Here is a 23,087-nt window from a genome sequence, read left to right as displayed (position 1 = left end):
TCTACTTATTTCTCTTTGAGCAGGCGCAAAGAGTTAGATACAACGATAATTGAGCTTGCAGACATGCCAACTACTGCAATGTAGGGAGCCACTAAACCTGCGACCGCCAAAGGCAAAATTAACAGGTTGTAACCCAAAGACCAAGCCAAGTTTTCTCGAATAATCTTTCTTGTACGCAGTGCAAGCAAACGTGCCTCTAGTAGCTTTTCGAGATTATCCCCAAGTAACGTCATATCTGCAGAAGCTTTAGCGACATCTGTACCACCGCCCATTGCGACAGAAAGGTGAGCTCCGGCGAGAGTCGGCGCGTCATTGATTCCATCACCAACCATCATAGTGATACTGTTTTCGTCCAAGCTCTTAAGGTATGCAAGCTTATCTTCTGGCTTTGCTGACGCGACGATGTGATCGATACCAATTTCATTCGCCACTGGTTGGGCGTTTGAAAGAGAATCACCAGTTAGCAGGGTTGTCTTAATTCCAGCGTCAGCAAAGCGTTGAATAAAGGCTTTGCTTTCTTTTCGGATAGGGTCGCGGTAGTAAAAGCTAGCGACATGCTTGCCATCAACCGACAGATAGACCGCCTGGCTTTCACCACTTTCTTTGCCTTGAACAAAAGCAGCACTACCTATCTTAACGATTTTGCCATTCCATATCCCTTCAATCCCTGACCCAATCACGTTTTGCACATCAGACACGATAAAGTCATCATTGGTGAAAGTTGCAAAAGAACGAGCGATAGGGTGGTTTGCATGAGCCTCTAAAGCTGCAGCTAGTGATAGACAATCTTTCTGTGGGAGATCACTAAGTACCTTTGTTTCACAGATCTCAATATCACCTTTCGTTAGAGTGCCTGTTTTATCTACAACTAAGTGGTTGATCTTACATAATGTCTCAAACACATGGCCTTTACGAAGTAAAATGCCAAAATTACCCATTCTAGAGGTAGCACAAGTGAGTGCGGTCGGTGTGGCCAGAGATAGCGCACATGGACACGTAGCGACTAACACAGACAGCATGATCCAAAACGCATCATCTGGTTTTGTTTGATGCCAGTAAAACCAAGTACCAGCAGAGATAATAAGAATCACACCAACAAAGTAACGGGCGACAATGTCTGCAATTTCCGCAATTTTAGGTTTGGAGTGTTGAGCTTCATCTTGTAAACGCACGATGTTAGAAATCATTGAATCGGCCTTTGAGCTTACTACCTCAAGTTCAAATGATTCGTCTCCGTTTAGCGTTCCCGCATAAACAATATCGCCTTCTCGTTTCACAACGTGCACTGACTCACCCGTTAGCATGGATTCATCAATATGAATACGGCCTGAAATAACTTTACCGTCAGCGGGGATATGTTCACCAGGTAGAACGCGAATACGATCGCCAACTTTTAGCGTCTTCACGGGTATCTGATCACCGTCCAGCGTTGTAGCAATTGCCGGAATCAACTTAAGAAGGTTACCACTCGCTGCAGCAGCTTTGCGACGAGCGCGCATCTCTAAGAATCGACCTACTAACAAAAAGAAGGTAAACATCGAGATAGATTCAAAGAAGACTTCGCCTTGTTCAGTTACTGTTGCAACTAAACTTGCAACATAGGCAAAGATCAACGCGATAGAAACCGGGACATCCATACCAAGGGTTCGGCCTTTGATACTGCGCCATGCGTTTAAGTAAAATGGAAGAGCGGAATAAAGCAAAACAGGAGTAGCAAAAATCAAACTTACCCAACGAAAGTAACTTTTAAACTCTGGCTCTAAATCACCAAAGACTTCGAGATACAGTGCAACGGCGAGCATCATGACCTGCATGGTTGCTAAACCTGCAATACCTAGCCGATATAGATATTGCTTCATCATTCGATGGTAAGAGGCTTCTTGCTTATCTGCTTCAAAAGGTGCAGCTTTGTAACCAAGTTTATGAATAACGGAAAGGAGCTCGCTTAACCGTACCTGAGTTTTATCCCAGGCTAGTAACGCTCGATTGGTGGTTGTATTAACACGAATAGATACCAACCCGGCTGTATTGGAAACTTGCTTTTCGATTAACCACGCACAAGCAGCACATGAAACGCCTTCTAAAGAAAGGGTTACTTCAGAAACATTTTCGCGATTTCGTACGAATTCAGATTGTACATCCGCATTGTCATAATGAATTAAAGCTTGGAGTTGCTCTGGTACTAGATCTGCCTTTTCTGCAGGCGCAGTGCGGTATTGGTAATATGATACAAGACCACTATCGACAATAGTCTGCGCCACAGTTTCGCAGCCCGGACAACACATGTCGCGAATTTCACCCAATATTTCTACTTTGAAATCCGTGTTGGCTGGTACATCTTCACCGCAGTGATAACAGGATTTACACATATGCTTACTTCATTAACGGTGTTGAAGAGGCAGGAAACTCAACTTTACCTTGGATCATCCATTGCTTGTCGTGTGGTTGTAGTTCAACAAACCATGGTCCTTGAATAGATTCCTCAGCTTTTAGTCGGTAATTACCAGATGCATCCGCTGTTACAAGCTTTGTGAAGTCACGATCAGGAAGAGTACGATGAGTGAAAGTGGCCGTTAGAGCAGGGTAATGAGGTAGCTTCCCTTTAGCGAAAACAATCACAACATTGTTATTTTCAGAGGAAATCTCAGCGTTAAGACCTAGGTCACGAGCGACATTCATTTTACTAATGTCGATATTAATGCCTTTGCCTTTTTTATAGTAATCCTCGGCGACTAAAGAAACAGAGTTGTTCGAGAAAACGACCACAGTAATCACAGTCCAAACTACGACAGTAAGAGGAAGGATGATTAGGAACCACGGCCAAAATTGTTTATACCAAGGCTTTACCATAAAAAAGTTCTCAACAGCTAAATGAAAAAATGTAAGGCGTTAAATTTAAAGGAAAGACAGCCCCTATGAAAGGGGCTGTTATTGCTATGTTACGTAATATCTCAGTTACTTACTCTCTGAGTTACTTAAACTCCAGACATATGAGGCAACGAGCTGAACTTTATCTTCACCCAAAATGTCTTTCCACGCAGGCATTACGCCTGAGCGTCCGTTCATTACGGTTTCTGTTACAGCTGCACGAGAGTCACCAAATAACCAGTCTTGGTCTGTAAGGTCAGGCGCACCGACTGCAGGGTTACCCTTACCATCGGTACCATGACAAGCAGCACACACTACGAAGCGTGCTTTACCTGCCGCGGCTTCACGAGCATTTACTTTACGACCAGATAGACTAAGTGTGTAACTTACAACTTCTTGAACACCTTGCTCACCAAGGGCATCTTTCCATGCTGGCATTTGACCAATACGGCCGTGCATGATGGTTGTAACGATCGCTGCTGGCTCGCCACCATATAGCCATGCATCATCAGTCAGGTTAGGGAAGCCTTTCTGACCACGTGCATCAGAGCCATGGCATTGAGAACAGTTTTGCAAAAACAAACGCTGACCAACTTTTAATGCTTCAGGATCTTGCGCAATTTCAGGAATTGGGCGTAGACCACTGTCATTGTGCGCAAGTTTACGGAATGCTTCGCCGAAGTAAGCGTCGGCATCATCCAGTTCTTTTGCATATTGGTTTAGTTGCTTGTTCTCTTGTGCTGCAGCGATGGCTTCTTTTGACTCTTCTAGTGAGCGAACGGTTTGAGCCGAACTCTGCCAGTTTAAAAAGCCCTTGAAGCTACCTAGACCTGGGAATAGGGCAAGGTAAACTGCTGCGAACACAAATGTGCTTACAAACAGGTAAGTCCACCACTTTGGTAGAGGGTTGTTTAGCTCGCGAATACCATCGTACTCGTGGCCCATGTCTTCCCCTTCCTCGACGCCCATTTTATCTTTAGCGCACCAAGTCAGGAGAATCGCACAGCCTACTAGCGTACCGACAGTAATCACGATAATCCAGAGACTCCAGAATGTAGTCATTACTTCTTCACTCCTTGGTTATTAGGGGTCTTTTGTTCTTCGTCAGCAAACACCAAGTTGGCATCTTCTTCAAAGCGTGCTTTACGCTTTTTACTAAATGCCCACCATACGATGCCAATAAAACTAGCGAAGAGTACAACGGTATAAATACTATGAATTGTACCGAAATCCATATGATCCCCTTACTTCATTGCATGACCAAGAGACTGAAGGTAAGCGATGATTGCATCCATCTCTGTTTTACCTTCTACTTCTTTAGCCGAATTCGCGATCTCTTCATCAGTGTATGGAACGCCGAACTGATCACGAAATAGCTCAAGTTTCTTCTGAGTTAGCTTACCGTCTAAAACGTTTTCAGCTAGCCACGGGAAACCTGGCATGTTTGACTCAGGTACAAGCTCACGAGGATCTAACAGGTGAACACGGTGCCATTCGTCAGAATAACGACCACCAACACGAGCTAAATCCGGGCCTGTACGCTTAGAGCCCCAAAGGAATGGGTGTTCCCAAACACTCTCACCAGCAACAGAGTAGTGACCGTAACGTTCAGTCTCTGAGCGGAAAGGACGAACCATCTGGCTGTGACAGACGTTACAACCTTCACGGATGTAGATATCACGGCCTTCCATCTCCAAAGGAGTGTAAGCGCGCAGATTTTCTACAGGTTCAGTCGTTTGCTTTTGGAAAATCAGAGGAGTGATCTCTACAAGAGCACCCCAACTGATAGCAAACACGATAAAAATAGCCAACAAACCGACATTACGTTCTAAGATTTCATGGCGATTATTAGAATTATTACTCATTCTTAAATCTCCTTATGCCGGATGTGGGATAGCTTTTAGGCTTTCTTTAGGTGCACTTACCGTTTTGTACGTGTTGTATGCCATTAGGAACATACCAGATAGGAAGATAAATCCGCCTAGGAAACGTACAAAGTAGAACGGATAAGACGCTTCTACAGATTCAACAAAACTGTAAGTTAGCGTACCGTCAGAGTTAACCGCGCGCCACATAAGACCTTGCATTACACCAGAGATCCACATCGCAACGATGTAAAGAACGGTACCGATTGTTGCTAGCCAGAAATGCACATTAACTAGACCAACAGAGTACATACGCTCTTGGCCAAATAGGCGAGGTACCAAGTGATATACAGAGCCGATAGAAACCATCGCAACCCAACCTAACGCACCAGAGTGAACGTGACCAATGGTCCAGTCTGTGTAGTGAGAAAGTGCGTTAACCGTCTTAATCGACATCATCGGGCCTTCAAAGGTAGACATACCGTAGAACGACAGTGAAACGATTAGGAAACGTAGGATAGGGTCATAACGAAGCTTATGCCATGCACCAGATAACGTCATAATACCGTTGATCATACCACCCCAAGAAGGAGCAAATAGAACCAGCGACATAACCATACCTAGAGACTGAGTCCAGTCTGGTAGCGCTGTATAATGAAGGTGGTGAGGGCCTGCCCAAATATATAGAGAAATAAGTGCCCAGAAGTGAACGATAGATAGACGGTAAGAATAAACAGGACGTTCAGCTTGTTTAGGAACGAAGTAGTACATCATACCTAGGAAACCAGCGGTCAGTAGGAAACCTACCGCATTGTGTCCATACCACCACTGAACCATCGCATCCACTGCGCCCGAGTAAATCGAGTAAGATTTACCAAGTGACACAGGAATAGCCATGCTGTTCACGATGTGAAGTACTGCTACTGTGATAATAAAGGCACCGAAGAACCAGTTTGCCACATAAATATGTGACGTGTTTCGCTTCACTAGTGTGCCGAAGAACACCACCGCATATGATACCCATACTAGCGCAATTGCGATATCAATAGGCCATTCTAGCTCAGCATACTCTTTACCCGACGTTAAACCGAGAGGCAAAGTAATGGCTGCTGCCAGGATGATTGCTTGCCAACCCCAAAAGGTGAAGGCAACGAGTGGGCCACCAAAAAGACGTGTTTGACATGTGCGCTGTACAACATAATAAGACGTTGCGAACAGAGCACTGGTACCAAACGCAAAAATTACCGCATTAGTATGCAGTGGACGTAAGCGACTGTACGTCAACCACGGCGTATCAAAGTTTAGCTGTGGCCAAACTAATTGAGCGGCAATCAAAACACCAACAGCCATACCAACTATGCCCCATAAAATGGTCACAAGGGTAAATTGGCGAACGACTGTATAGTTGTAGTTTTGTTCAAGCTGCTTTACTTGGCTCATTTGCATGCTTCCAATTTCTAATTAACTACACTTTTACTTCCAACACGACTTGCGTCGTAACACCACCCAAGTAAACTCTAGAATTCAAGTGTTATCATCACCTTATTTCCATTGCTGACTTTAATAAAAAGTGGCATTTTCAGCGTGACACTATACTTGAATTAACAATTCAATGACAGGGTAGTAACCTTACTGGACCTCTGGAAATCATTTTTTATTTAAAAAGTTTGAAGTTTGTAACAAGGATATTAGTAATTATGCCTGCACAAAAGTTAACAAAGGCGCGACTTGCACAAATCTTAATCATGCTCAGTGTTTTAATAGGCGCATTTTTCTGGCGTACCTTTACACACGAGAGTGTTAATAGCGTTGACTGTTCACAAAAAGAACGATGCGATGTAACAATTGAAGGAGAAATAATCACGATTAATCGTGACTCAATGGGAATTTCGCTCGAAACGACAGAAAGTAGCACTCTAAAAATTGATCTAAATCAATCTGGTAATTTTATCAATCTCAACGAGAAGCATAAGTCAGTAGAATGGGACATCATGCCTGAATCGAAAAAAATCACCTTTAAAAAAGGTGAAAACATTGTTGTAGTTCAATTATAAATACGATCTATCACGAGATAATCGTAACTTATTAATGAAATTAACACCTTCTTACCTAGAGAAAATTGGTTGGAATGGTATAACAGCAGAGTGATATCCAATTATAAAATCGTATGCATTGCCAATCAGTTTTTACTCATATTAAAGATGAAGACTCAGCGATAAAAACGCTCAGATCCGAATTGACACAACAGAACTTGTCTTACGTGATGTGTTACTACACGGAAGAATACAATTTCGAGTTGATTCGAGAAGCGTTTCTTGCGCATTTTCCTGGTGTGCCTTTTCATGGCGCCAGTTCATGTCAAGCCGTAATGACAGATCAGGGCTTTCATACAGGCCCAGTAATTGCGGCACTTGCTGTTTATGATACAGGTCCTCATGCTTATGGTACTGGTATTTCTAATCACAACTCAGGTGACAGCGTCACCAAGGCTTTGGATATGGCCCTTGAGAATGCAAACCGTGTAGGAGAGGTACCAAACTTAATTCTACTTCATGCTACACCAGGGCAAGAGGAATCAATCATTGCGTCTATAGATGAAAGATTTGGAACTCTAATTCCAATTATTGGTGGTTCGGCCGCTGATAATAACATCGCTGGGAAATGGTCTGTGATAACCGCCCAAGGCTCTCAAACTTCAGGTTTAAGCTTAACTCTCTTTTACTCCTCTCAACCTGTTGATATCGCTTTTAGCGCTGGACACACACCAACTAATATCAAAGGTGTTGCAACCAAGACCAACGATAGATGCTTACTTGAAATTGATAACGAACCTGCGCTCAATGTTTATAGAAGGTGGACAAATCACCAGGATAACCAAGTAGGTAAAGATAATATGCTGTTTACAAACTCGAGTGCTTATCCATTAGGGCGGATCGCAGGTCATCTCTATGATCGCCCATATTACAAGTTATCCCATCCGATCCGTGAGACGCAAGATGGTGGAATCGAGTTATTTACACGAATAGAAGAGGGTGACGAGCTCACATTAATGAAAGGAAGTCGTGAGCATCTCGTTGCGCGCGCTGCAAAAGTCGTCAATGCCGCTTTTAACCAAAAATTAGAAGAGTCTCGAAAAATTGGAGTGATAAATATCTTTTGCGCAGGTCCCATGTTGCACTTAATGCAAGACATGAATAGCGTTTGTGAACAAATTAACCAAGAACTAGAGCATTTGCCTTTTATTTGCCCTTTTACTTTCGGCGAGCAAGGTAGATTTATTGGTGGTGAGAATGGACATGGAAACCTGATGATTTCATCGGCTATATTCCATAAACCTTATGAAAGATAAATACTTAGACATATATCAACAGGAAGCGCTTCAAGAAGCGTTAGTTGAGCTAAAGCAGGCTAGACAAAGAGAACGACTACTCGCCGATGAAAACAAGGCCATTCTTTCCGCGATATCTGCGATGAGTGAGGCAAAGAATCGGCATGAGATATTTACGGGATTAAACAATGTCCTCAAAAAGTACATCAACTTCGATGATTTTATTGTACTGACTCGTGATGGTGAACGATATCCCTTCAAGACATTGATATCAACTAATAGCGTATTTGATAATGTATCCTGGTTACACGGTAACACCTATCAAAGAGCTCTCAATGGTGAATGCATTCTACTGTTCGAGCCAGATAAACTCGCTGAGTTTGTTAACTTAAACAGCTTTATAAAAAGCCATGTAAACTCGGTCGTTTTAACTGGTATACGTTCAGAAGTAACGCAAACCGTAATCCTACTTATTGGAGCTCAGAAAGGGCACTTTAGCATAGAGAATAAGGAAACCTTGAGGCGGTTTCGTCCCTTAATTGAAAGGGCGGTCATTGATATCGAGACCAAAGAGAAGTTACAACGTATCGTTGAAGTAAGAACAACTCAGCTCGCTAAAGCAAGAGAAGAAGCAGAGCTTGCGAACCGGTCTAAGTCGGAGTTCTTAGCGATGATGAGTCATGAAATAAGAACCCCTTTAAATTCCGTTCTTGGAATGCTAGATATACTGAAGCAATCAACCTTGTCAGAAGAACAAATTGATGCTTTGAGCCAAATGGAGTGCTCTGCAGAGTTACTTCTCGCGATAATCAGTGACATTCTTGATCTTTCTAAAATCGAGTCAGGTCGCTTTCAGCTCAATGAACAATGGATTAACTTAAGAGACACTGTCACTTTTGTTATTTCTCAGCAAAAACAAATAGCTAAGAAGAAAAATCTTAAATTCAAGCTCAACTGTACTGTCACTAATGACAAACAATTTTGGATTGACTCCACGCGGTTATCTCAAATTCTGTTTAATCTAATAGGGAATGCAATAAAGTTTACAGACGAAGGTGAAGTAAAAGTTTCTGTATCTGAGCAAGATGCTGAACTTGTGATCTCAATATCTGACACTGGAATTGGTATATCTAAAGCAAAGCAAGAGCACTTGTTTACGGCATTTCATCAAGGAGACCGTTCCATCACGAGACGCTTCGGTGGTACAGGACTGGGGCTCGCAATAACCAAGCATTTAGTCGAAATGATGCGTGGAAAGATTGCCGTTAAAAGTGATGAGCATGTTGGTTCAACCTTTACGATTTCGATTCCAGTTTTGACTCGTTGTAATCAAAATCGTCCAGTTAGAATCGAAACCAATCAACCGACAAAAGCAATGGAGCTTCTCGTCGTAGAAGATACTGAATCGAATCAGTTCGTAATAAAGCTTATCTTAAATAAGCTTGGCCATAATGTTCATATCGCAAGCCATGGAGCAGAGGCATTAACATTTTTAGAAGAGAATGAGGATTTAATCGATTTGATTCTCATGGATGTCTCGATGCCAGTGATGGATGGAATTACCGCAACAAGACTTATTCGAGATAAAGGTCTCAGGACCCCAATTATAGCGTTAACTGCACATGCGCTAGAAAGCGATAGAGATAAATGCCTGGATGCCGGTATGGACGGATTCATTTCCAAGCCAGTTAGAAGACAAGATATCTTTGAAGCTATACAGTCATTTCAATAAGTAAAAAGGCGTTAATATAGATCTTAACAATCGATAGATTATTAAGATCTATATTAAGTATTTTATGGTAAATAACCATTATGTTTAATACTTACAGTAAGGCCCTTAAATTTAAAATCTGCAGGGGAATAGGAGCATACTCAGACAACATTTAGCGTATGGCAATATACAATTTAACATAACACATATAATGCGCACCAATGGGGGGGGGTGGAATCTCAAAGCAATAATGTCCGGTTTTAGCTACTTTAAAATGTCCTCCTAAGATTAACAACATTGTTTGCTTTTGAGGCTTTAACCGAGGTTCCTGTGGGCTTGCAATCGCTAGTTTGGTTTGTGGTTATGCTTACGAAGCAAATCAAATCTCTTATTGAAAATTGATGCGCGCTTAGTCCTCGACTTACTGGCGTATTCTTCCGTAAGTACCTGAATCAATCTATGTATGGTGATGATGGCCAACTCACTGAATTTGCCATTCAATGGCATCACGATTACTAACTTAAGCGCTACCAAACAAAAAAGCCTTTCATACTCGCCTCGTACAACAGCAAAAATCAGTTAAACGCTCTAATCGCTCCGCAACGAAATCTGCCAAAAATCACGAGCTCAGTTCACTCGCTCTTAATCAAGGCGTTCTGAAACATTTATAAGCCTGTGGTTATATGGAGGCGAATGTACTTTTCGGGGTATTTGTAACGATAGCGTTTTCCTTTCTTCAAGTTGGACTTAACGTACCTACACACTTTTTGGTCACCACTGCTGGTTACTCTTTTTATTACTGCGTTTTTACTTTTGTGCTCCATTTCTAGCATGACGTCACAATAACCTTGATAGCCATCAAACTTATTGTCTACTTTCTTTTGAAGCTTAGTCTTAATCTTTTTAGCCAACAGGTTCGTTTCTGAATCGTCAGCAAAAACTGAATTACTTGCAAAGATCAATACCATTAAAGTTACAACGTATCTCATCGTTTTGGTCCGTTTATGTTGTTGATTGTTCGATGATAAGTAATTTTTCTGTAGATACGAAAATGGGACGCCACATTGCGTCCCATTTAACATGATGAAGTAACTGATATGTAATTAAGCGCGCTTCTTGCCTTTGTTTGCTTTGAAGCCCTGGTGCGGAAAAACGTTACGAATCCTCTGTTGAACTTTTTTGGGAATGCCTTTGGAAAAGCTTAAGCGCATTCCTGTTCGTTGGCTATACACCTTCATTTCACCAGTAAACGGGTTATGCTCACTAATATCCTGTAAGTTGTGTTTGAAAGAAGGAGGTAAATGCCCTTTTACGTTACTAATATGGCCATTATCGAACTTTACTTTTAACACCGGCCTATCGACTGCGATCAACCAAAAGATCACGATGGCTGCAATTAAGATTACATATAACATTTGGCACTCCCTATCCTAGCTAGATAGCAATTTACTCAAATCCTCTTTAATTGAGGTAACTTTTTGACTCGCTTTTTCACTTCTCGACGCTTCGGAAAGCAAATATTCAATTGCGTCAGATAACGTACAACCAAGTTCATTCGCTCTACTAGAAAGCTTTTCCCAAACTCGGTAATCTAAATCAATGGATTTCTTCTTTGTATGGACTTGCTCTGCATTGAAGTGACGTTTCCGTTTCGCTCGGATAGCCTGCTTGAGTTTATTATCTAACTCTTCTGACATGTGGTTTTCTATCCAAGCTAAGACAAGTGTAGGCTCGTGTTCAAGGCGTTTTAGTTCTGCGACCGCTGCATCTGCTTCGCTTGTATCAATATGTCGGGTAATCGCTTCACCATCTTTCCATTTTTTGATGAGATACTTCCATTTCCACCCACATTCTAGATTCTCAAGCTGCTGATATTTCATTTGTTCCGACCCATAAACATAACCTAGTGACAGCGTAACCCAGATGGTTTACTTGGGCAAATAAAACTCTTAGAAGTATCGATGTTGATCACTCATTTGTCTAAGTATTGTTCATTGAGAGTTGAATGCCGTGAGCAAACCAAATTGGTGCTAGGGTGTTATAGTCCGTTTCGTTATAATGTCGGCAAGATTGAATTACGATGAATTTTAATGAACCAACTTAATTGGCAAGACGTAACACCTTCACTTGAGCAGTACGAAGCACTTTTAAAATCTGCACCTTCGTTACCAAAGAAGTCTTTTACTGATCTCCAACCGAGAATGTCGGCAACGATATCTCGTTTTTCAAAAATTTCCGGATTGACGCGAGTACTACTCATTAACTGCGTAGATAATTCTGTATATAGAGAGTTCATCAGTAAAGCTCTTCAGAGCCAGTCTAACGCTGCGATAGTTTTTTCGGAATCACTTGATGCCAAACGTTTATTTGACCGTTACAGTGTTGATGTAAGTGGTGATATTGCCTTCCAACCTGGTTTAATTTCACAGGCAGATAACGGTTACTTAATTGTACCGGCTAATCTAATTTTGGCTAACCCAGGGCTTTGGCCAAATATAAAGTCTGCAATTCAACAAAACCTTATCGAGCCACTGAACCTAAGCCCTACTCGTTTACCTACTTCAGTACCGCAAGCTAAAGCTTATGATGTAAAACTGATTGTAACAGGAGAAAGAAGTCAGTTAGCAGAGCTAGAATACATCGATGAAGACTTCTGTTCTGGCTTTGCCATGTATACGGAAGTTGAAGAAGATATTCATCTGTCAGAGCAGAATTTGACAGATTACTTTGGTTTAGTGAACTGGATATGTTCTCAATATCAGCTGCCTCACTTAACTGAATGTGGTTTTAGAAGATTGTTGCTAGCCGGTATGAGATTTACTGAAGATCAACATTATCTGCCTTTAGGAGTAATGTGGCACTCTCAACTTCTAACGCTTGCCAGCCAGTTCAGTGATGGTCACGCATTAGATTACAAGTCGTTAGATAAAGCGATTGACGACAAGTATTACCGAGAATCTTACCTTCCTCAGCGTGCCGTGTACGATATTTTAGATGGCCAAGTCATCATTGAGACAACTGGGGAACAAGTTGGTCAAATCAATGGCCTAACCGTTATTGATATGGCTGGGCACCCTGTCAGCTATGGTGAGCCTGCACGAATATCTTGTGTAATTCATTTTGGTGATGGCGATGTTTCCGATGTTGAGCGCAAAGCTGAGCTTGGAGGCAATCTACATGCAAAAGGCATGATGATTATGCAAGCTTTCTTGAGCTCTGCTCTGAAACTGGATGAACCACTGCCTTACTCAGCCTCCATCGTATTTGAACAGTCTTATAGTGAAGTTGATGGTGACAGCGCATCTCTTGCAGAACTTTGTTGCTTGGTAAGTGCTTTATCTGAATCTCCAATTAATCAACAAGTTGCGGTTACAGGGGCTGTTGATCAGTTTGGTCGAGTGCAAGCCGTTGGTGGCTTGAACGAAAAAATTGAAGGTTTTTATCAGGTTTGTAAACATCAAGGTTTTACAGGAAATCAAGGTGTTGTGATGCCAAAATCAAACCTTAAACACCTTGCATTACATAAAGATGTAATAGAAAGCATTAAAAATGGTGAGTTCCATATTTGGTCCGTTTCTACCGTAGATGAAGCTATTCCGATTGTAATGAATAAACCTTTTAGAGGTGAAGACGATAGCATTATTGGCAAAATAGCGGAACGTATTGAAAACTTTGAAAGACATGAGCATCCAGAAGGAATTGTGCAGCGCATCAAAAACTGGTTTGTCTAGTACTGATCGGAGTTGTTTAGCGTACACGTGTTCACTAAGATGCAGCTATCAAAAATTGGAGTAATTGATAATGCAAAACAAACGTGATTCTTATAACCGTGACGATCTACTTGCTTCTAGCCAAGGCGAACTGTTTGGGCCTGGTTACCCTCAGCTTCCTGCGCCAAACATGCTAATGATGGATCGTGTTACTAAAATGTCTGAGACTGAAGGCGATTTTGGTAAAGGTTTGATCTTGGCGGAATTGGATATTACTCCAGATTTGTGGTTCTTTGACTGCCACTTCCCTGGCGACCCAGTAATGCCGGGTTGTCTTGGCCTTGATGCGATGTGGCAACTTGTTGGTTTCTTCCTTGGCTGGGTTGGTGGCAAAGGAAAAGGTCGTGCTCTGGGTGTTGGCGAAGTGAAGTTTACAGGTCAGATCCTGCCAACAGCGAAAAAAGTGACGTACGAAATCCACATGAAACGCGTTGTAAACCGTAAACTTGTGATGGGTTTGGCCGACGGTCGTGTATGTGTGGACGGCAAAGAAATCTACGTAGCAAAAGATTTGAAAGTTGGCTTGTTCCAAGACACTTCAAGCTTCTAATCACGATTTTAATCGATTTATTAAGGCTCCTATTTAGGAGCCTTTTTGTTGTCGAGTGTTAACCTACTTCCCTATGTCCCTATAATGTAGAAAAGGCTCCGTAGAGCCCTTTCGAATCCTTCTTTTTGTATGTGGAGAGTTTATTTGTAGAGACCGGATTGTCTTTCATCTCTGGCATCACGCCAACCACCTAACCAATACGACCGAGCATCAACTTGTTGATATGGGCAAGCCTCTTGAGACCTTCCATTCAACCCAGCTTTGTAGCCTTGAGATTGAGCTCGTTCTAGGCGATCACGCTTTTGTCTCTTCATAGTTAATTCCTCATACAGGTCCATTTACTAACGTACAGCTGTTATTGTGAAACTTTGATGGAGTTTTTATGACTCCACTTATAAGAATCGATCAAAGTAGGCAATTTCTCAAGGCATAAAAAAAGCAGAGACTCAAATGTGTGAGCCTCTGCTTGATTTAAAAATTACTGACGATTTTTAACTATTTTCTACGGAACCCAAACAATCCAAGCATGGTCAAAGCTAACCAACCAAGGCCTGCACCTTGACGCTCTGTCGTCGTTGAGTCAATGCTTCGAGATACGATGTCGTCCTTAGTTGCGTCAGCAATAGGTACTAGTTTGACTGCTACAATTTGCTCTTCAGAGCTACATGTCGCATTGTTTGCTGTTGTGCTATAACCACCTGCACATTTCATAGCAGTACCAGAGATCACACCTGCATCATTGATATCAGTTGCGTCGATAATACGGAACTGATTGTTTTGTTCAGAGTAATCACCGCCATTAGTCAAACTGTCTAGGAACCAAGCTTTTCCATTGAATAATGTTGCAGCACGTTCACTAGTCTCGCCACCTACGCTATATGGATAGATAAAACCGCGCTTACGACGTGGCTTGCCATCGTCTTCACGAGTCGTTTCCGCATCAAGTTGCCCGACGATTTCATTGTAAGAGTTGATACCGCCCATCTTACCGCCCGCACCGCTAAAGAAAATGCCAGTAGTTGGGTAAAAAGCGCTAATAGAATCCTTACGAACATCATCTACGATAAAGAGACGATTCGGAGCAGAGCCCGTTGGCATTAAGTATCCGCCCGAACGTTTTGCTTCACCAATAGCAACAAAATTAGAGTTAACGTCGGTTAATCGTGAGTTTGTATGAACCGTATCATCACCCTCGCGCTGTCTAGCTCCTACAACAACTTTGTTTTTCCAAGTTGCGTTTTCAACGCTACCTTCGGCTTCTAGAGTTCCGACAAAAACAGTCGCATTCAGGTAGTTATCATCACTGTAAGTGTTGTAACCTACGCCATAGACCGTAGTTCCATCAGTGACAAGGTCACGCATGCTCCCTTGAGCTAACCTTTCTCCATCTTTAGATGTGCCACTTGGCCAAGCCAATTCACTGACGGTTCCGCTTTGATCCCAAATCGCTGCTTTTGATGTGTGGTGAGATCCATTGGTATTGCTTGCTGTTCGAGAAACACTGCCAACAGTAAAATTGCCGTCTGTGCTCCAAGCATGGCTTTGCACAACACTTGCGTCACCATCGCCAGTAAGAATATTTGGCTCTACTGGTGCAACTACGGTATTTCGTGTTTCTAATGTAGAAGTATTTTCTGTGCTAACTTTACTCTGATTACCGACAGCTGCACCACCCTCGGTAAGCTGGTTGATAACATTGTTATATTCATTTTTATAAGCAGCAGAATCTTCTTCTATGAACGCTAACGCATTAGAAGTAAAGTCTTTACTACGTTCTTTATTCCACGGCGTCCAGTTTACTGAAGCCCATGAGTCACAGGTGGAATAGCGAAGCTGGTTGTAACAGTAACGCTCAAAGTCTTTGAGTTCTTGGATGTAATAAAAGCCAGCGTCTAATCCGAATGGGATTTCTTCACGATAGCTGTTCCCATCCACGGCTTGTGTCGCTGAAATCGGCGTAGTGCGAGTTTCCATTGCAAGTTTAAACTGCTCTGGCGTGCAGTTTGCTGCTGCATCAAAGCAGCCTAAAGTGAAAGGTGAACCTGTTGAAGGATCTGTACCTGCATCGCCCTGTTGAATTGCAACCCCGTAAGCCGTTTGGTAGTCACCGTTTGAACCATGATCCTGAGGTGAAACCTCAACAACTTGATACAATGCCGCTTGTGCGTTCATTGTGGTACCAACCATCATTGCAATGGCGGTCAATTTGAATTTATTACTACAATTCATTGAATTCTTAACTATCCTGTTGCATTGCTTCGAGTTCTTCCCATCTCTCGAATGCGATTTCCAACTCCTGCTCTAGTGCAGCAAGCTGTTCCAATACCGGCTGAGTTTGCTCTACAGGTTTAGCAAAGAACTCTGGATCGTTCACTTGCTCCTGAAGGCTCTCGATATCCGACTCTAATTGTTCAAGTTTAGCTGGTAGAGCCTCTAATTCTCTTTGCAGCTTATACGATAACTTCTTCGAATTGTTCTTAGGTTGCGTAGTTTTGGGAGTTTCCTCAACCACTTTCTCTTTCTTCGTTGGTTTTTCAACCTGACTGCGCGAAGCAAGAACTTGGTCACGCTGCTGTTTAGCATCATGATAACCACCAACGAACTCTTCGATTATACCGTTACCCTCAAAAATCCAGCTGGTTGTTACTGTGTTGTCTACGAACTCACGGTCGTGACTCACTAACAATAATGTACCCTGATAATTGGCAAGCATTTCTTCTAAAAGTTCCAACGTTTCGATATCCAAATCGTTAGTTGGTTCATCAAGAATAAGTAAGTTGTTTGGTTTCAACAAGATACGGGCTAGCAATAATCGGTTTTTCTCACCACCGGAAAGTGCCTTAACCGGGGTTCTGGCGCGCTTAGGTGCAAATAAGAAGTCTTGGAGATAACTCAGCGCATGACGCTGACGTCCCCCAACCATTACTTCTTGTTTCCCATCCGCTAAGTTATCGATCACTGTCTTTTCTGGATCCAAAATCTCTCGGTACTGATCAAAGTACGCGACTTCTAATTTTGTTCCGCAGTGTAAACGACCAGACTGCGCTTCCAATTGCCCTAGTAGCAATTTAAGTACCGTACTCTTACCGCAGCCATTTGGTCCGATAAGTGCAATACGGTCACCACGCATGATGTTAAAGCTAAAGTCGTCGACAATTGTCTTGCCTTCGTAAGCAAAAGATACATTTTCTGCTTCAAATACAATCTTACCTGAACGAGAAGCATCATCGATGTTTAGGTTAACTTTACCTTGAACTTCACGACGGTCACGACGCTCTTCACGAAGTTTTTTAAGGGCTCGAACACGGCCTTCATTACGAGTACGACGTGCTTTAATGCCTTGACGAATCCACACTTCTTCCTGAGCTAGTTTCTTATCGAACTCAGCATTTTGCATTTCTTCGACGCGAAGCATTTCTTCTTTGTCATTCAAATACTGTTCGTAATTACCAGGGAAAGAAGCTAATTGACCGCGATCTAAGTCGACGATGCGTGTCGCCATCGACTTGATGAATGCACGGTCGTGAGAAATAAAGATGATCGAGCCTTTGAAGTCTTTTAAGAAGTTCTCTAACCATTCGATCGTTGTCACATCGAGATGGTTTGTTGGCTCATCAAGAAGCAATACATCAGGATCACAAACCAGCGCACGAGCTAAAGCAGCTTTACGTTGCCAGCCACCGGATAGATCGGTCAGTTTGGTTTCTGGGCTTAGTTTTAAAGCGCCAAGTACGTTCTTAACACGGTCATCAAAGCGCCAAGCGTTAGAATGATCAAGTTGCTCTTGAACTTTCGCCAAACGGTTAATGTTCTTCTCACTTGGGTCTTGAGCAACAAGATCGAGAAGATCGTGATAGATCTTCAATTGTTCGCCGATTTCAGCCAAACCGCCAGATACGTATTCGTAAACCGTACCCTCTTGATTGCGCGGTGGATCTTGTTCAAGCCGAGAAACTACTACGTCTTGAGTTATTTGAATCTTGCCATCATCCAACAAAATGTCGCCGGCAAGCACTTTCATTAACGTGGACTTACCTGCTCCGTTACGACCAACTAAACAAACGCGTTCGTTTTCTTGAAGAGCGAACTCCGCTTTGTCTAGCAATGGGTGGTCACCAAATGCAAGTTGTGCGTTATGAATGGTAAGTAATGCCATTATTATCCAACCAATGTGTGAGTTGTTCTAAGTCAAACGGCCAGTTCAACTCAGAATCTTGATATTTTAATACGGGTATTGTGACGCCGTAACGAGAAAATAGTACATCATCGAACGCAATATCAATGATATCTGTTTGCTCGGCCAAACCGACTTGGTCTACTAGAGCAAATGCCATCTCACAAAGATGGCATCCCTCCGTGCTATACAATATCAGCACGTATTAATCCTTTTGTTTATACTACGCGTGCGTTACTAGCCAACAGTTATGAATCTGTTTATTACGCGCAAAATCTAATGGTAACGTTTGAGAAGAAATATTCTGAGCCTTCAAACCCAATTCAGCGAGTGATTCTTCATCCATCTTGAAGTGACGTTTGTTATTTGAAAATACGATTGTGCCTTCACTTCTCAGTAAACGTTTGAGGTTCTTCATTAGCTTAATGTGGTCACGTTGTACATCGAATGATGTTTCCATACGCTTAGAGTTAGAGAACGTAGGTGGGTCAATAAAGATCAAGTCGTACTCACCTTTTGCGTTTTCTAGCCATTGCAAACAGTCCGCTTGTTCATATTTATGTTGGCGCCCTACACAGCCATTAAGCTGCATATTGTCTTTCGCCCAGTTCAAGTAGGTGTTTGACATATCGACAGTTGTAGTGGAACGCGCACCACAAACTGCAGCGTGCACTGTTGCACTACCAGTGTAAGCAAACAAGTTAAGGAAATCTTTACCCTGTGCCATTTCGCCAAGACGACGACGAGTGATCTTATGATCCAAGAACAGGCCTGTGTCTAAGTAGTCATGAAGGTTCACGATCAGCTTCACACCGTACTCGTTTACTTCGAGCGTCTCTGATACCTGACCTAATTTTTGGTACTGGCTTCGACCTTTCTGCTTCTCACGAACTTTCAGTACAACTTTGTTCGCTTCGACACCTGTCACCTGAATCGTCGCACGGATAATGTCCGTTAGACGACGCTTGGCTTTTTCTTCAGGGATGTTCTTAGGTGCTGCGTACTCTTGAATCACAATTTGATCGCCGTACACGTCGATCGCTACGTTGTATTCTGGAAGGTCTGCATCGTAGATACGATAGCAGTCTAGTTTCTCTTTACGCGCCCACTTGCCAATCTTGCCAATGTTTTTCTTCAAACGGTTTGAGAAGTCTGGTGCGATTTGAACGTTAGTATCTGCACCTTTAACTTCATCAGCGCTGCGCTCGGCAATGCTGTAGTTCTTTTGGTGACACGGTAACGCACCGTTGTTCAATTTAAACTGTTTATCAGCGCGCATACGAAGGCAACTCAAGAGCTCGTCTGAGCTAGAGAAGATAGATGCTTTACATCCGCCAAACTCAGATTTTAGCTGTCCACCGAATGCGGTATAGAGCGCAATCAGCCCCGGCTCAGTTCCTAGACGCTCACCGTAAGGTGGGTTTGAAACGATAACACCGTGTTCAAATCCTGCGGGACGAGTAATAGTTGCAGCATCACCTTGCGCAAACTCAATCAACTCTTCAACACCTGCTCTGCGGGCGTTTTCTTGAGCGACTTTTAATACTTTGGGGTCGTTATCGAATCCAAAAAACTTAGCGTCAACTTTCTTGACACCCCGTCTAGCTTGAACATTAGCCTCTGATTTAATCTCAGCCCAGGTCTCCGGTTCAAAGTCTTCCAAAACTTCGAAGCCCCATTGTTTGCGCTTAACGCCAGGTGCCATGTTGGCTGCCATCATTGCCGCTTCAATAAGCAAAGTACCAGAACCACACATTGGATCGAGTAATGGTTGATGCCCATCCCAGCCACAACGCATGATAATCGCAGAAGCAAGCGTTTCACGTAATGGCGCACGACCCGATTCTGGTCGATAACCACGCTGATGAAGACCACTACCTACCATGTCTATCCCAAGCAACGCTTTATCTTTATGCAAACGAACGTGAATACGAATATCTGGGCGTTCTTTGCTGATATTAGGACGTGGCAAGCCTTTATTCTCAAAGCAATCTACGATGCCATCTTTGACCTTCATAGCCCCGTATTGGCTATTTCTAATCTCACGGTTTGTGCCGTTAAAGTCCACAACAAAGCGTTTAGAGCTATGAAACTGGTTAACCCAGTTAATAGTGGAAGTGGATAGATACAAGTCCATGTCGTTGTTACACGTGAACTCAGATAAAACACGTACAAATCGAGACGCTAAACGGCTCCACAAACAACAGCGATAAACCTGTTCGTTTGTCGCTTTAAATTTTACGCCTGCCTGTACTGGTTTCGCATTTTCAATGCCTAGTTTAGTCAGTTCTTCAACAAGCAAATTTTCCATGCCATTTGAAGTTACCGCGAGATATTGATTCATAGTGTTCTTTCGCTGATAAAAAATGGCTTCAATTATACCTGACTTTACGATCAATGCCTCGTTTTTAAAGGTATTTTCCCACCCGTTAGTTCAAATCATCACCACTCAAATGATCTAAAACTTTCAACATCTTTAGTTTGAATGTTTTTCATTCATGAACGTATTTTGTTTCCTTTAGAAGAAGTGAATACTTATTTACATGCATTTTGGTATATACCAGCCTGAGTTGATTGATGTAAGTTACTTACAAATACCCTTTATAGGGGAATAAATAGGGTTGTTTTAGGCGATAGGTTGCCTAATTAAAGGAGTAATCCAATTGAAATAAGTAAAATAAAAGTGACCAGCTTCATGTTTGCATGCATAGAAAACAAACAGTTTCATGGTCTTTCGGATTGGAGTGTCAGAGGAAAGGACAAAAAAAATCGACCCAATAAGGTCGATTAAGGCAAACAAAGGAACGAAATAAAGAAAAATTAAACCGCTTTAACCCACCATTGCCATAGGGGTCATTGCAAAGAGGTGGTTTGCACAAGCCATGCGATCATGCATTACTTTAATCGGCTGCCCAAATTGAAGCGCCTTATTGCCATCAAGAACAAAGGCTTCTTGGTTAACATAAGCACATAAGCTCGATGTTTCGCCTGGTTCTAGAACGATGAACATACCATCAGAATATTGATTTGTGAGGAAGACCATGTCCCCTTCTTGAGGTTCATAATCAGAGGACTGTGCATCGAAGAACCAGCTCTTAGGCTGTACAGGTTTATGAAAACGCTTTGCAGCAACACAATACAGTGTTAATTCAGCTTGGCGATATTCACTGATATCGAGACAGCGAATGCGCTCATTAAACGTTTGAAATGCGCTGGCGTCATCAACGGTAAATTCACTGTTTGAGAAGGCACAGTTAACCAACAATTTTCGGGATAGATTGGTTTGGAAAATCATTTCCTCCCCCAGATCCAGCATTAAGCAAGCTTTTTGCTCGTCAAAATACCAATTCCATTTGTCGCTGGGTTTAAGCATTATTCCGTTCTCTCTTGACTAGTTAAATCAGTGGTAAAGAGGTAAGACGCTTAATTACCTACTCGTGATTTTTAAATTCTACAAACGAACGGATAAAAAAAAAGAGGAAACAAAATCCTCTTTTTTATGTAACAGGTACTGATTTTTCAGTAGTTTTTGATGTATATGTTAAAGATTTTTAACAATATCACGTACGAGACCTGGGCCGTGGTAAATAAAGCCAGTGTAGACTTGAACAAGTTTAGCGCCTGCCATGATCTTTTCTTTGGCTGCAACATAGGAATCTACACCACCAACACCGATAATTGGAAGTTTGTCTCCAAGCTCTTCATGAAGCTTACGTACGACCTCCGTAGAGCGTGATTGCACAGGGCGACCACTCAAGCCACCTGCCTCATTGGCGTGTTTCATCCCTTCTACGATCGTGCGATCCAAAGTTGTGTTAGTCGCGATCACACCATCTATATTGTTTTTCAATAAAGAATCGCAGATTTGGCAGATTTCATCGTCACTTAAATCCGGCGCAATCTTTAATGCTAACGGGACATACTTGTTGTATTTCTCTGATAACTCCGCTTGTTTCGCTTTTAATTCGGAAAGCAGTTCATCAAGCGCTTCACCATATTGAAGTGAACGAAGACCTGGAGTGTTTGGCGATGAGATGTTTACTGCAATATAGCCAGCATACTCATACACTTTTTCCATACAAATCAGGTAGTCCTCTGCCCCTTTCTCAATTGGCGTATCTTTATTTTTACCGATATTAATTCCGAGAACACAATTGAATTTTGCTCGTTTAACATTCTCGATCAAATTATCAACGCCTAGGTTATTAAAGCCCATGCGGTTGATGATCCCTTCTGCTTCCACTAAACGGAATAAGCGTGGTTTATCATTACCTGGTTGTGGTCGTGGCGTTACAGTGCCGACTTCGACAAAGCCAAAGCCCATGGCATCAAATGCTTCAATACATTCGCCGTTTTTATCTAAACCAGCCGCAAGACCAACAGGGTTACGGAATGTTAGACCCATACACTCAACTGGACGAGTTGGTAACTGTTGGCGGTAAAAGAGATCAAGTGGTGTGCCGTTAAAGCGTTGGAAGTTCTTGATTGCAAGATCATGTGCCTTCTCGGCATCGAGTTGGAAAAAGCCAGTTCTGGCTAGACGGTAAAGCATTGTGCCTCCGAAAGAAAAAAGCCCCGTATAAACGGGACAATATTATTTATCGTTTTTCATCGTAATTCAATGAAAATGAACGTAATAAGTAAAAACCTATATCTTTATAAGATTTTTAAATATAAAACAAACAATTACAATCAAGTTTCTGCGATAAAAATCGTAACTAACCGCTTAAAAGCAATCGATTTCACTCTGTTTTAATTTCAACCAAATGTGACAATGTAACCATTTTCGTTCCAAATGTGAATAATAGATAATAAAAAGCC

General features: G+C 42.3%; 21 protein-coding genes. 5 read left to right on the top strand and 16 right to left on the bottom strand.

Annotated elements, in window-relative coordinates:
• Positions 1–5: 5 nt before the first annotated feature.
• The 6 genes from R7Q09_RS09625 to ccoN form a co-directional block, all read right to left on the bottom strand.
• On the bottom strand, positions 6–2,369 hold the full coding sequence (locus tag R7Q09_RS09625; RefSeq protein WP_064353934.1) for a heavy metal translocating P-type ATPase: 2,364 nt from the start codon (positions 2,367–2,369) through the stop codon (positions 6–8).
• Between the two features lie 4 nt (positions 2,370–2,373).
• Entirely contained in the window at positions 2,374–2,850 is a 477-nt protein-coding gene (locus R7Q09_RS09620) for a FixH family protein (RefSeq protein ID WP_005377489.1), read from the bottom strand.
• Between the two features lie 105 nt (positions 2,851–2,955).
• Positions 2,956–3,930 (bottom strand): cytochrome-c oxidase, cbb3-type subunit III, encoded by a 975-nt coding sequence (gene ccoP / locus R7Q09_RS09615; RefSeq protein ID WP_005377487.1) that lies wholly within the window; start codon positions 3,928–3,930, stop codon positions 2,956–2,958.
• Positions 3,930–4,103, bottom strand: a complete 174-nt coding sequence (locus R7Q09_RS09610) for a cbb3-type cytochrome oxidase subunit 3 (RefSeq protein ID WP_005377485.1) — start codon at positions 4,101–4,103, stop codon at positions 3,930–3,932. The genes ccoP and R7Q09_RS09610 overlap by 1 nt, the downstream gene beginning before the upstream one ends.
• 9 nt (positions 4,104–4,112) lie before the next feature.
• On the bottom strand, positions 4,113–4,733 hold the full coding sequence (ccoO, locus tag R7Q09_RS09605; RefSeq protein WP_005377475.1) for a cytochrome-c oxidase, cbb3-type subunit II: 621 nt from the start codon (positions 4,731–4,733) through the stop codon (positions 4,113–4,115).
• Between the two features lie 12 nt (positions 4,734–4,745).
• Positions 4,746–6,173, bottom strand: coding sequence for a cytochrome-c oxidase, cbb3-type subunit I (gene ccoN / locus R7Q09_RS09600; RefSeq protein WP_005396488.1), 1,428 nt, complete (start codon positions 6,171–6,173; stop codon positions 4,746–4,748).
• Positions 6,174–6,430: 257 nt separating this feature from the next.
• Here ccoN and R7Q09_RS09595 point away from each other — a divergent pair, with 257 nt between their 5' ends.
• From R7Q09_RS09595 to R7Q09_RS09585, 3 genes are all read left to right on the top strand, one after another.
• The gene (locus tag R7Q09_RS09595) at positions 6,431–6,787 is read left to right on the top strand and encodes a hypothetical protein (protein WP_005377473.1); all 357 of its coding nucleotides are present in this window, start codon (positions 6,431–6,433) and stop codon (positions 6,785–6,787) included.
• 113 nt (positions 6,788–6,900) lie between these two features.
• On the top strand, positions 6,901–8,082 hold the full coding sequence (locus R7Q09_RS09590) for an FIST signal transduction protein (RefSeq protein ID WP_005377472.1): 1,182 nt from the start codon (positions 6,901–6,903) through the stop codon (positions 8,080–8,082).
• Positions 8,072–9,793: an ATP-binding protein gene (locus R7Q09_RS09585; RefSeq protein ID WP_005377471.1), complete on the top strand. Its 1,722-nt coding sequence runs from the start codon at positions 8,072–8,074 to the stop codon at positions 9,791–9,793. The genes R7Q09_RS09590 and R7Q09_RS09585 overlap by 11 nt, the downstream gene beginning before the upstream one ends.
• Before the next feature lie 644 nt (positions 9,794–10,437).
• Here R7Q09_RS09585 and R7Q09_RS09580 read toward each other — a convergent pair.
• From R7Q09_RS09580 to matP, 3 genes are all read right to left on the bottom strand, one after another.
• A complete protein-coding gene (locus tag R7Q09_RS09580) occupies positions 10,438–10,761 on the bottom strand; it encodes a hypothetical protein (protein ID WP_318070746.1) in 324 nt (107 codons plus the stop codon).
• Positions 10,762–10,875: 114 nt separating this feature from the next.
• The gene (locus R7Q09_RS09575; protein ID WP_005377468.1) at positions 10,876–11,187 is read right to left on the bottom strand and encodes a DUF3634 family protein; all 312 of its coding nucleotides are present in this window, start codon (positions 11,185–11,187) and stop codon (positions 10,876–10,878) included.
• Between the two features lie 15 nt (positions 11,188–11,202).
• Positions 11,203–11,652 carry a macrodomain Ter protein MatP gene (gene matP, locus R7Q09_RS09570; RefSeq protein ID WP_005396497.1) on the bottom strand — a complete coding sequence of 150 codons (450 nt, stop codon included), beginning with the start codon at positions 11,650–11,652 and terminating at the stop codon, positions 11,203–11,205.
• Between the two features lie 210 nt (positions 11,653–11,862).
• Between matP and R7Q09_RS09565 the strand changes: the two genes are divergently transcribed.
• Positions 11,863–13,503, top strand: coding sequence for a Lon protease family protein (locus tag R7Q09_RS09565; RefSeq protein ID WP_005377458.1), 1,641 nt, complete (start codon positions 11,863–11,865; stop codon positions 13,501–13,503).
• Between the two features lie 70 nt (positions 13,504–13,573).
• On the top strand, positions 13,574–14,092 hold the full coding sequence (fabA, locus tag R7Q09_RS09560; RefSeq protein ID WP_005390081.1) for a bifunctional 3-hydroxydecanoyl-ACP dehydratase/trans-2-decenoyl-ACP isomerase: 519 nt from the start codon (positions 13,574–13,576) through the stop codon (positions 14,090–14,092).
• A gap of 140 nt (positions 14,093–14,232) precedes the next feature.
• Here fabA and rmf read toward each other — a convergent pair whose 3' ends face one another.
• The 7 genes from rmf to pyrD all read right to left on the bottom strand — a co-directional run bounded on the left by rmf (position 14,233) and on the right by pyrD (position 22,818).
• Positions 14,233–14,406: a ribosome modulation factor gene (gene rmf / locus R7Q09_RS09555; RefSeq protein WP_005377453.1), complete on the bottom strand. Its 174-nt coding sequence runs from the start codon at positions 14,404–14,406 to the stop codon at positions 14,233–14,235.
• 181 nt (positions 14,407–14,587) lie between these two features.
• Positions 14,588–16,321 (bottom strand): DUF3466 family protein, encoded by a 1,734-nt coding sequence (locus tag R7Q09_RS09550; RefSeq protein WP_318070747.1) that lies wholly within the window; start codon positions 16,319–16,321, stop codon positions 14,588–14,590.
• A 7-nt stretch (positions 16,322–16,328) separates the two neighbouring features.
• On the bottom strand, positions 16,329–18,248 hold the full coding sequence (locus tag R7Q09_RS09545; protein ID WP_005377449.1) for an ABC transporter ATP-binding protein: 1,920 nt from the start codon (positions 18,246–18,248) through the stop codon (positions 16,329–16,331).
• Positions 18,226–18,468: a glutaredoxin family protein gene (locus tag R7Q09_RS09540; protein ID WP_017821808.1), complete on the bottom strand. Its 243-nt coding sequence runs from the start codon at positions 18,466–18,468 to the stop codon at positions 18,226–18,228. Before R7Q09_RS09540 ends, R7Q09_RS09545 begins: the two co-directional genes overlap by 23 nt.
• 21 nt (positions 18,469–18,489) lie before the next feature.
• Positions 18,490–20,610: a bifunctional 23S rRNA (guanine(2069)-N(7))-methyltransferase RlmK/23S rRNA (guanine(2445)-N(2))-methyltransferase RlmL gene (rlmKL, locus tag R7Q09_RS09535; RefSeq protein WP_318070748.1), complete on the bottom strand. Its 2,121-nt coding sequence runs from the start codon at positions 20,608–20,610 to the stop codon at positions 18,490–18,492.
• A 486-nt stretch (positions 20,611–21,096) separates the two neighbouring features.
• Positions 21,097–21,639: a cell division protein ZapC gene (locus tag R7Q09_RS09530; protein ID WP_005377444.1), complete on the bottom strand. Its 543-nt coding sequence runs from the start codon at positions 21,637–21,639 to the stop codon at positions 21,097–21,099.
• A gap of 168 nt (positions 21,640–21,807) precedes the next feature.
• Positions 21,808–22,818: a quinone-dependent dihydroorotate dehydrogenase gene (gene pyrD / locus R7Q09_RS09525; protein ID WP_017634281.1), complete on the bottom strand. Its 1,011-nt coding sequence runs from the start codon at positions 22,816–22,818 to the stop codon at positions 21,808–21,810.
• Positions 22,819–23,087 lie beyond the last annotated feature (269 nt).

Source organism: Vibrio sp. 2130-1 (assembly GCF_033339515.1).
Note: the sequence above shows the minus strand (reverse complement) of the source record. Positions and strands in the feature narration are given on the sequence as shown.

What these genes read in the sequence shown, in the direction of transcription:
- R7Q09_RS09620 (WP_005377489.1), bottom strand. Translation starts at nt 2,850, where the DNA reads ATGGTAAAGCCTTGGTATAAACAATTTTGGCCGTGGTTCCTAATCATC.
- pyrD (WP_017634281.1), bottom strand. Translation starts at nt 22,818, where the DNA reads ATGCTTTACCGTCTAGCCAGAACTGGCTTTTTCCAACTCGATGCCGAG.
- rmf (WP_005377453.1), bottom strand. Translation starts at nt 14,406, where the DNA reads ATGAAGAGACAAAAGCGTGATCGCCTAGAACGAGCTCAATCTCAAGGC.
- R7Q09_RS09610 (WP_005377485.1), bottom strand. Translation starts at nt 4,103, where the DNA reads ATGGATTTCGGTACAATTCATAGTATTTATACCGTTGTACTCTTCGCT.
- matP (WP_005396497.1), bottom strand. Translation starts at nt 11,652, where the DNA reads ATGAAATATCAGCAGCTTGAGAATCTAGAATGTGGGTGGAAATGGAAG.
- rlmKL (WP_318070748.1), bottom strand. Translation starts at nt 20,610, where the DNA reads ATGAATCAATATCTCGCGGTAACTTCAAATGGCATGGAAAATTTGCTT.
- ccoN (WP_005396488.1), bottom strand. Translation starts at nt 6,173, where the DNA reads ATGAGCCAAGTAAAGCAGCTTGAACAAAACTACAACTATACAGTCGTT.
- R7Q09_RS09565 (WP_005377458.1), top strand. Translation starts at nt 11,863, where the DNA reads ATGAACCAACTTAATTGGCAAGACGTAACACCTTCACTTGAGCAGTAC.
- R7Q09_RS09585 (WP_005377471.1), top strand. Translation starts at nt 8,072, where the DNA reads ATGAAAGATAAATACTTAGACATATATCAACAGGAAGCGCTTCAAGAA.
- R7Q09_RS09595 (WP_005377473.1), top strand. Translation starts at nt 6,431, where the DNA reads ATGCCTGCACAAAAGTTAACAAAGGCGCGACTTGCACAAATCTTAATC.
- fabA (WP_005390081.1), top strand. Translation starts at nt 13,574, where the DNA reads ATGCAAAACAAACGTGATTCTTATAACCGTGACGATCTACTTGCTTCT.
- R7Q09_RS09530 (WP_005377444.1), bottom strand. Translation starts at nt 21,639, where the DNA reads ATGCTTAAACCCAGCGACAAATGGAATTGGTATTTTGACGAGCAAAAA.
- R7Q09_RS09550 (WP_318070747.1), bottom strand. Translation starts at nt 16,321, where the DNA reads ATGAATTGTAGTAATAAATTCAAATTGACCGCCATTGCAATGATGGTT.
- R7Q09_RS09590 (WP_005377472.1), top strand. Translation starts at nt 6,901, where the DNA reads ATGCATTGCCAATCAGTTTTTACTCATATTAAAGATGAAGACTCAGCG.
- R7Q09_RS09580 (WP_318070746.1), bottom strand. Translation starts at nt 10,761, where the DNA reads ATGAGATACGTTGTAACTTTAATGGTATTGATCTTTGCAAGTAATTCA.
- ccoO (WP_005377475.1), bottom strand. Translation starts at nt 4,733, where the DNA reads ATGAGTAATAATTCTAATAATCGCCATGAAATCTTAGAACGTAATGTC.
- R7Q09_RS09625 (WP_064353934.1), bottom strand. Translation starts at nt 2,369, where the DNA reads ATGTGTAAATCCTGTTATCACTGCGGTGAAGATGTACCAGCCAACACG.
- R7Q09_RS09575 (WP_005377468.1), bottom strand. Translation starts at nt 11,187, where the DNA reads ATGTTATATGTAATCTTAATTGCAGCCATCGTGATCTTTTGGTTGATC.
- R7Q09_RS09545 (WP_005377449.1), bottom strand. Translation starts at nt 18,248, where the DNA reads ATGGCATTACTTACCATTCATAACGCACAACTTGCATTTGGTGACCAC.
- ccoP (WP_005377487.1), bottom strand. Translation starts at nt 3,930, where the DNA reads ATGACTACATTCTGGAGTCTCTGGATTATCGTGATTACTGTCGGTACG.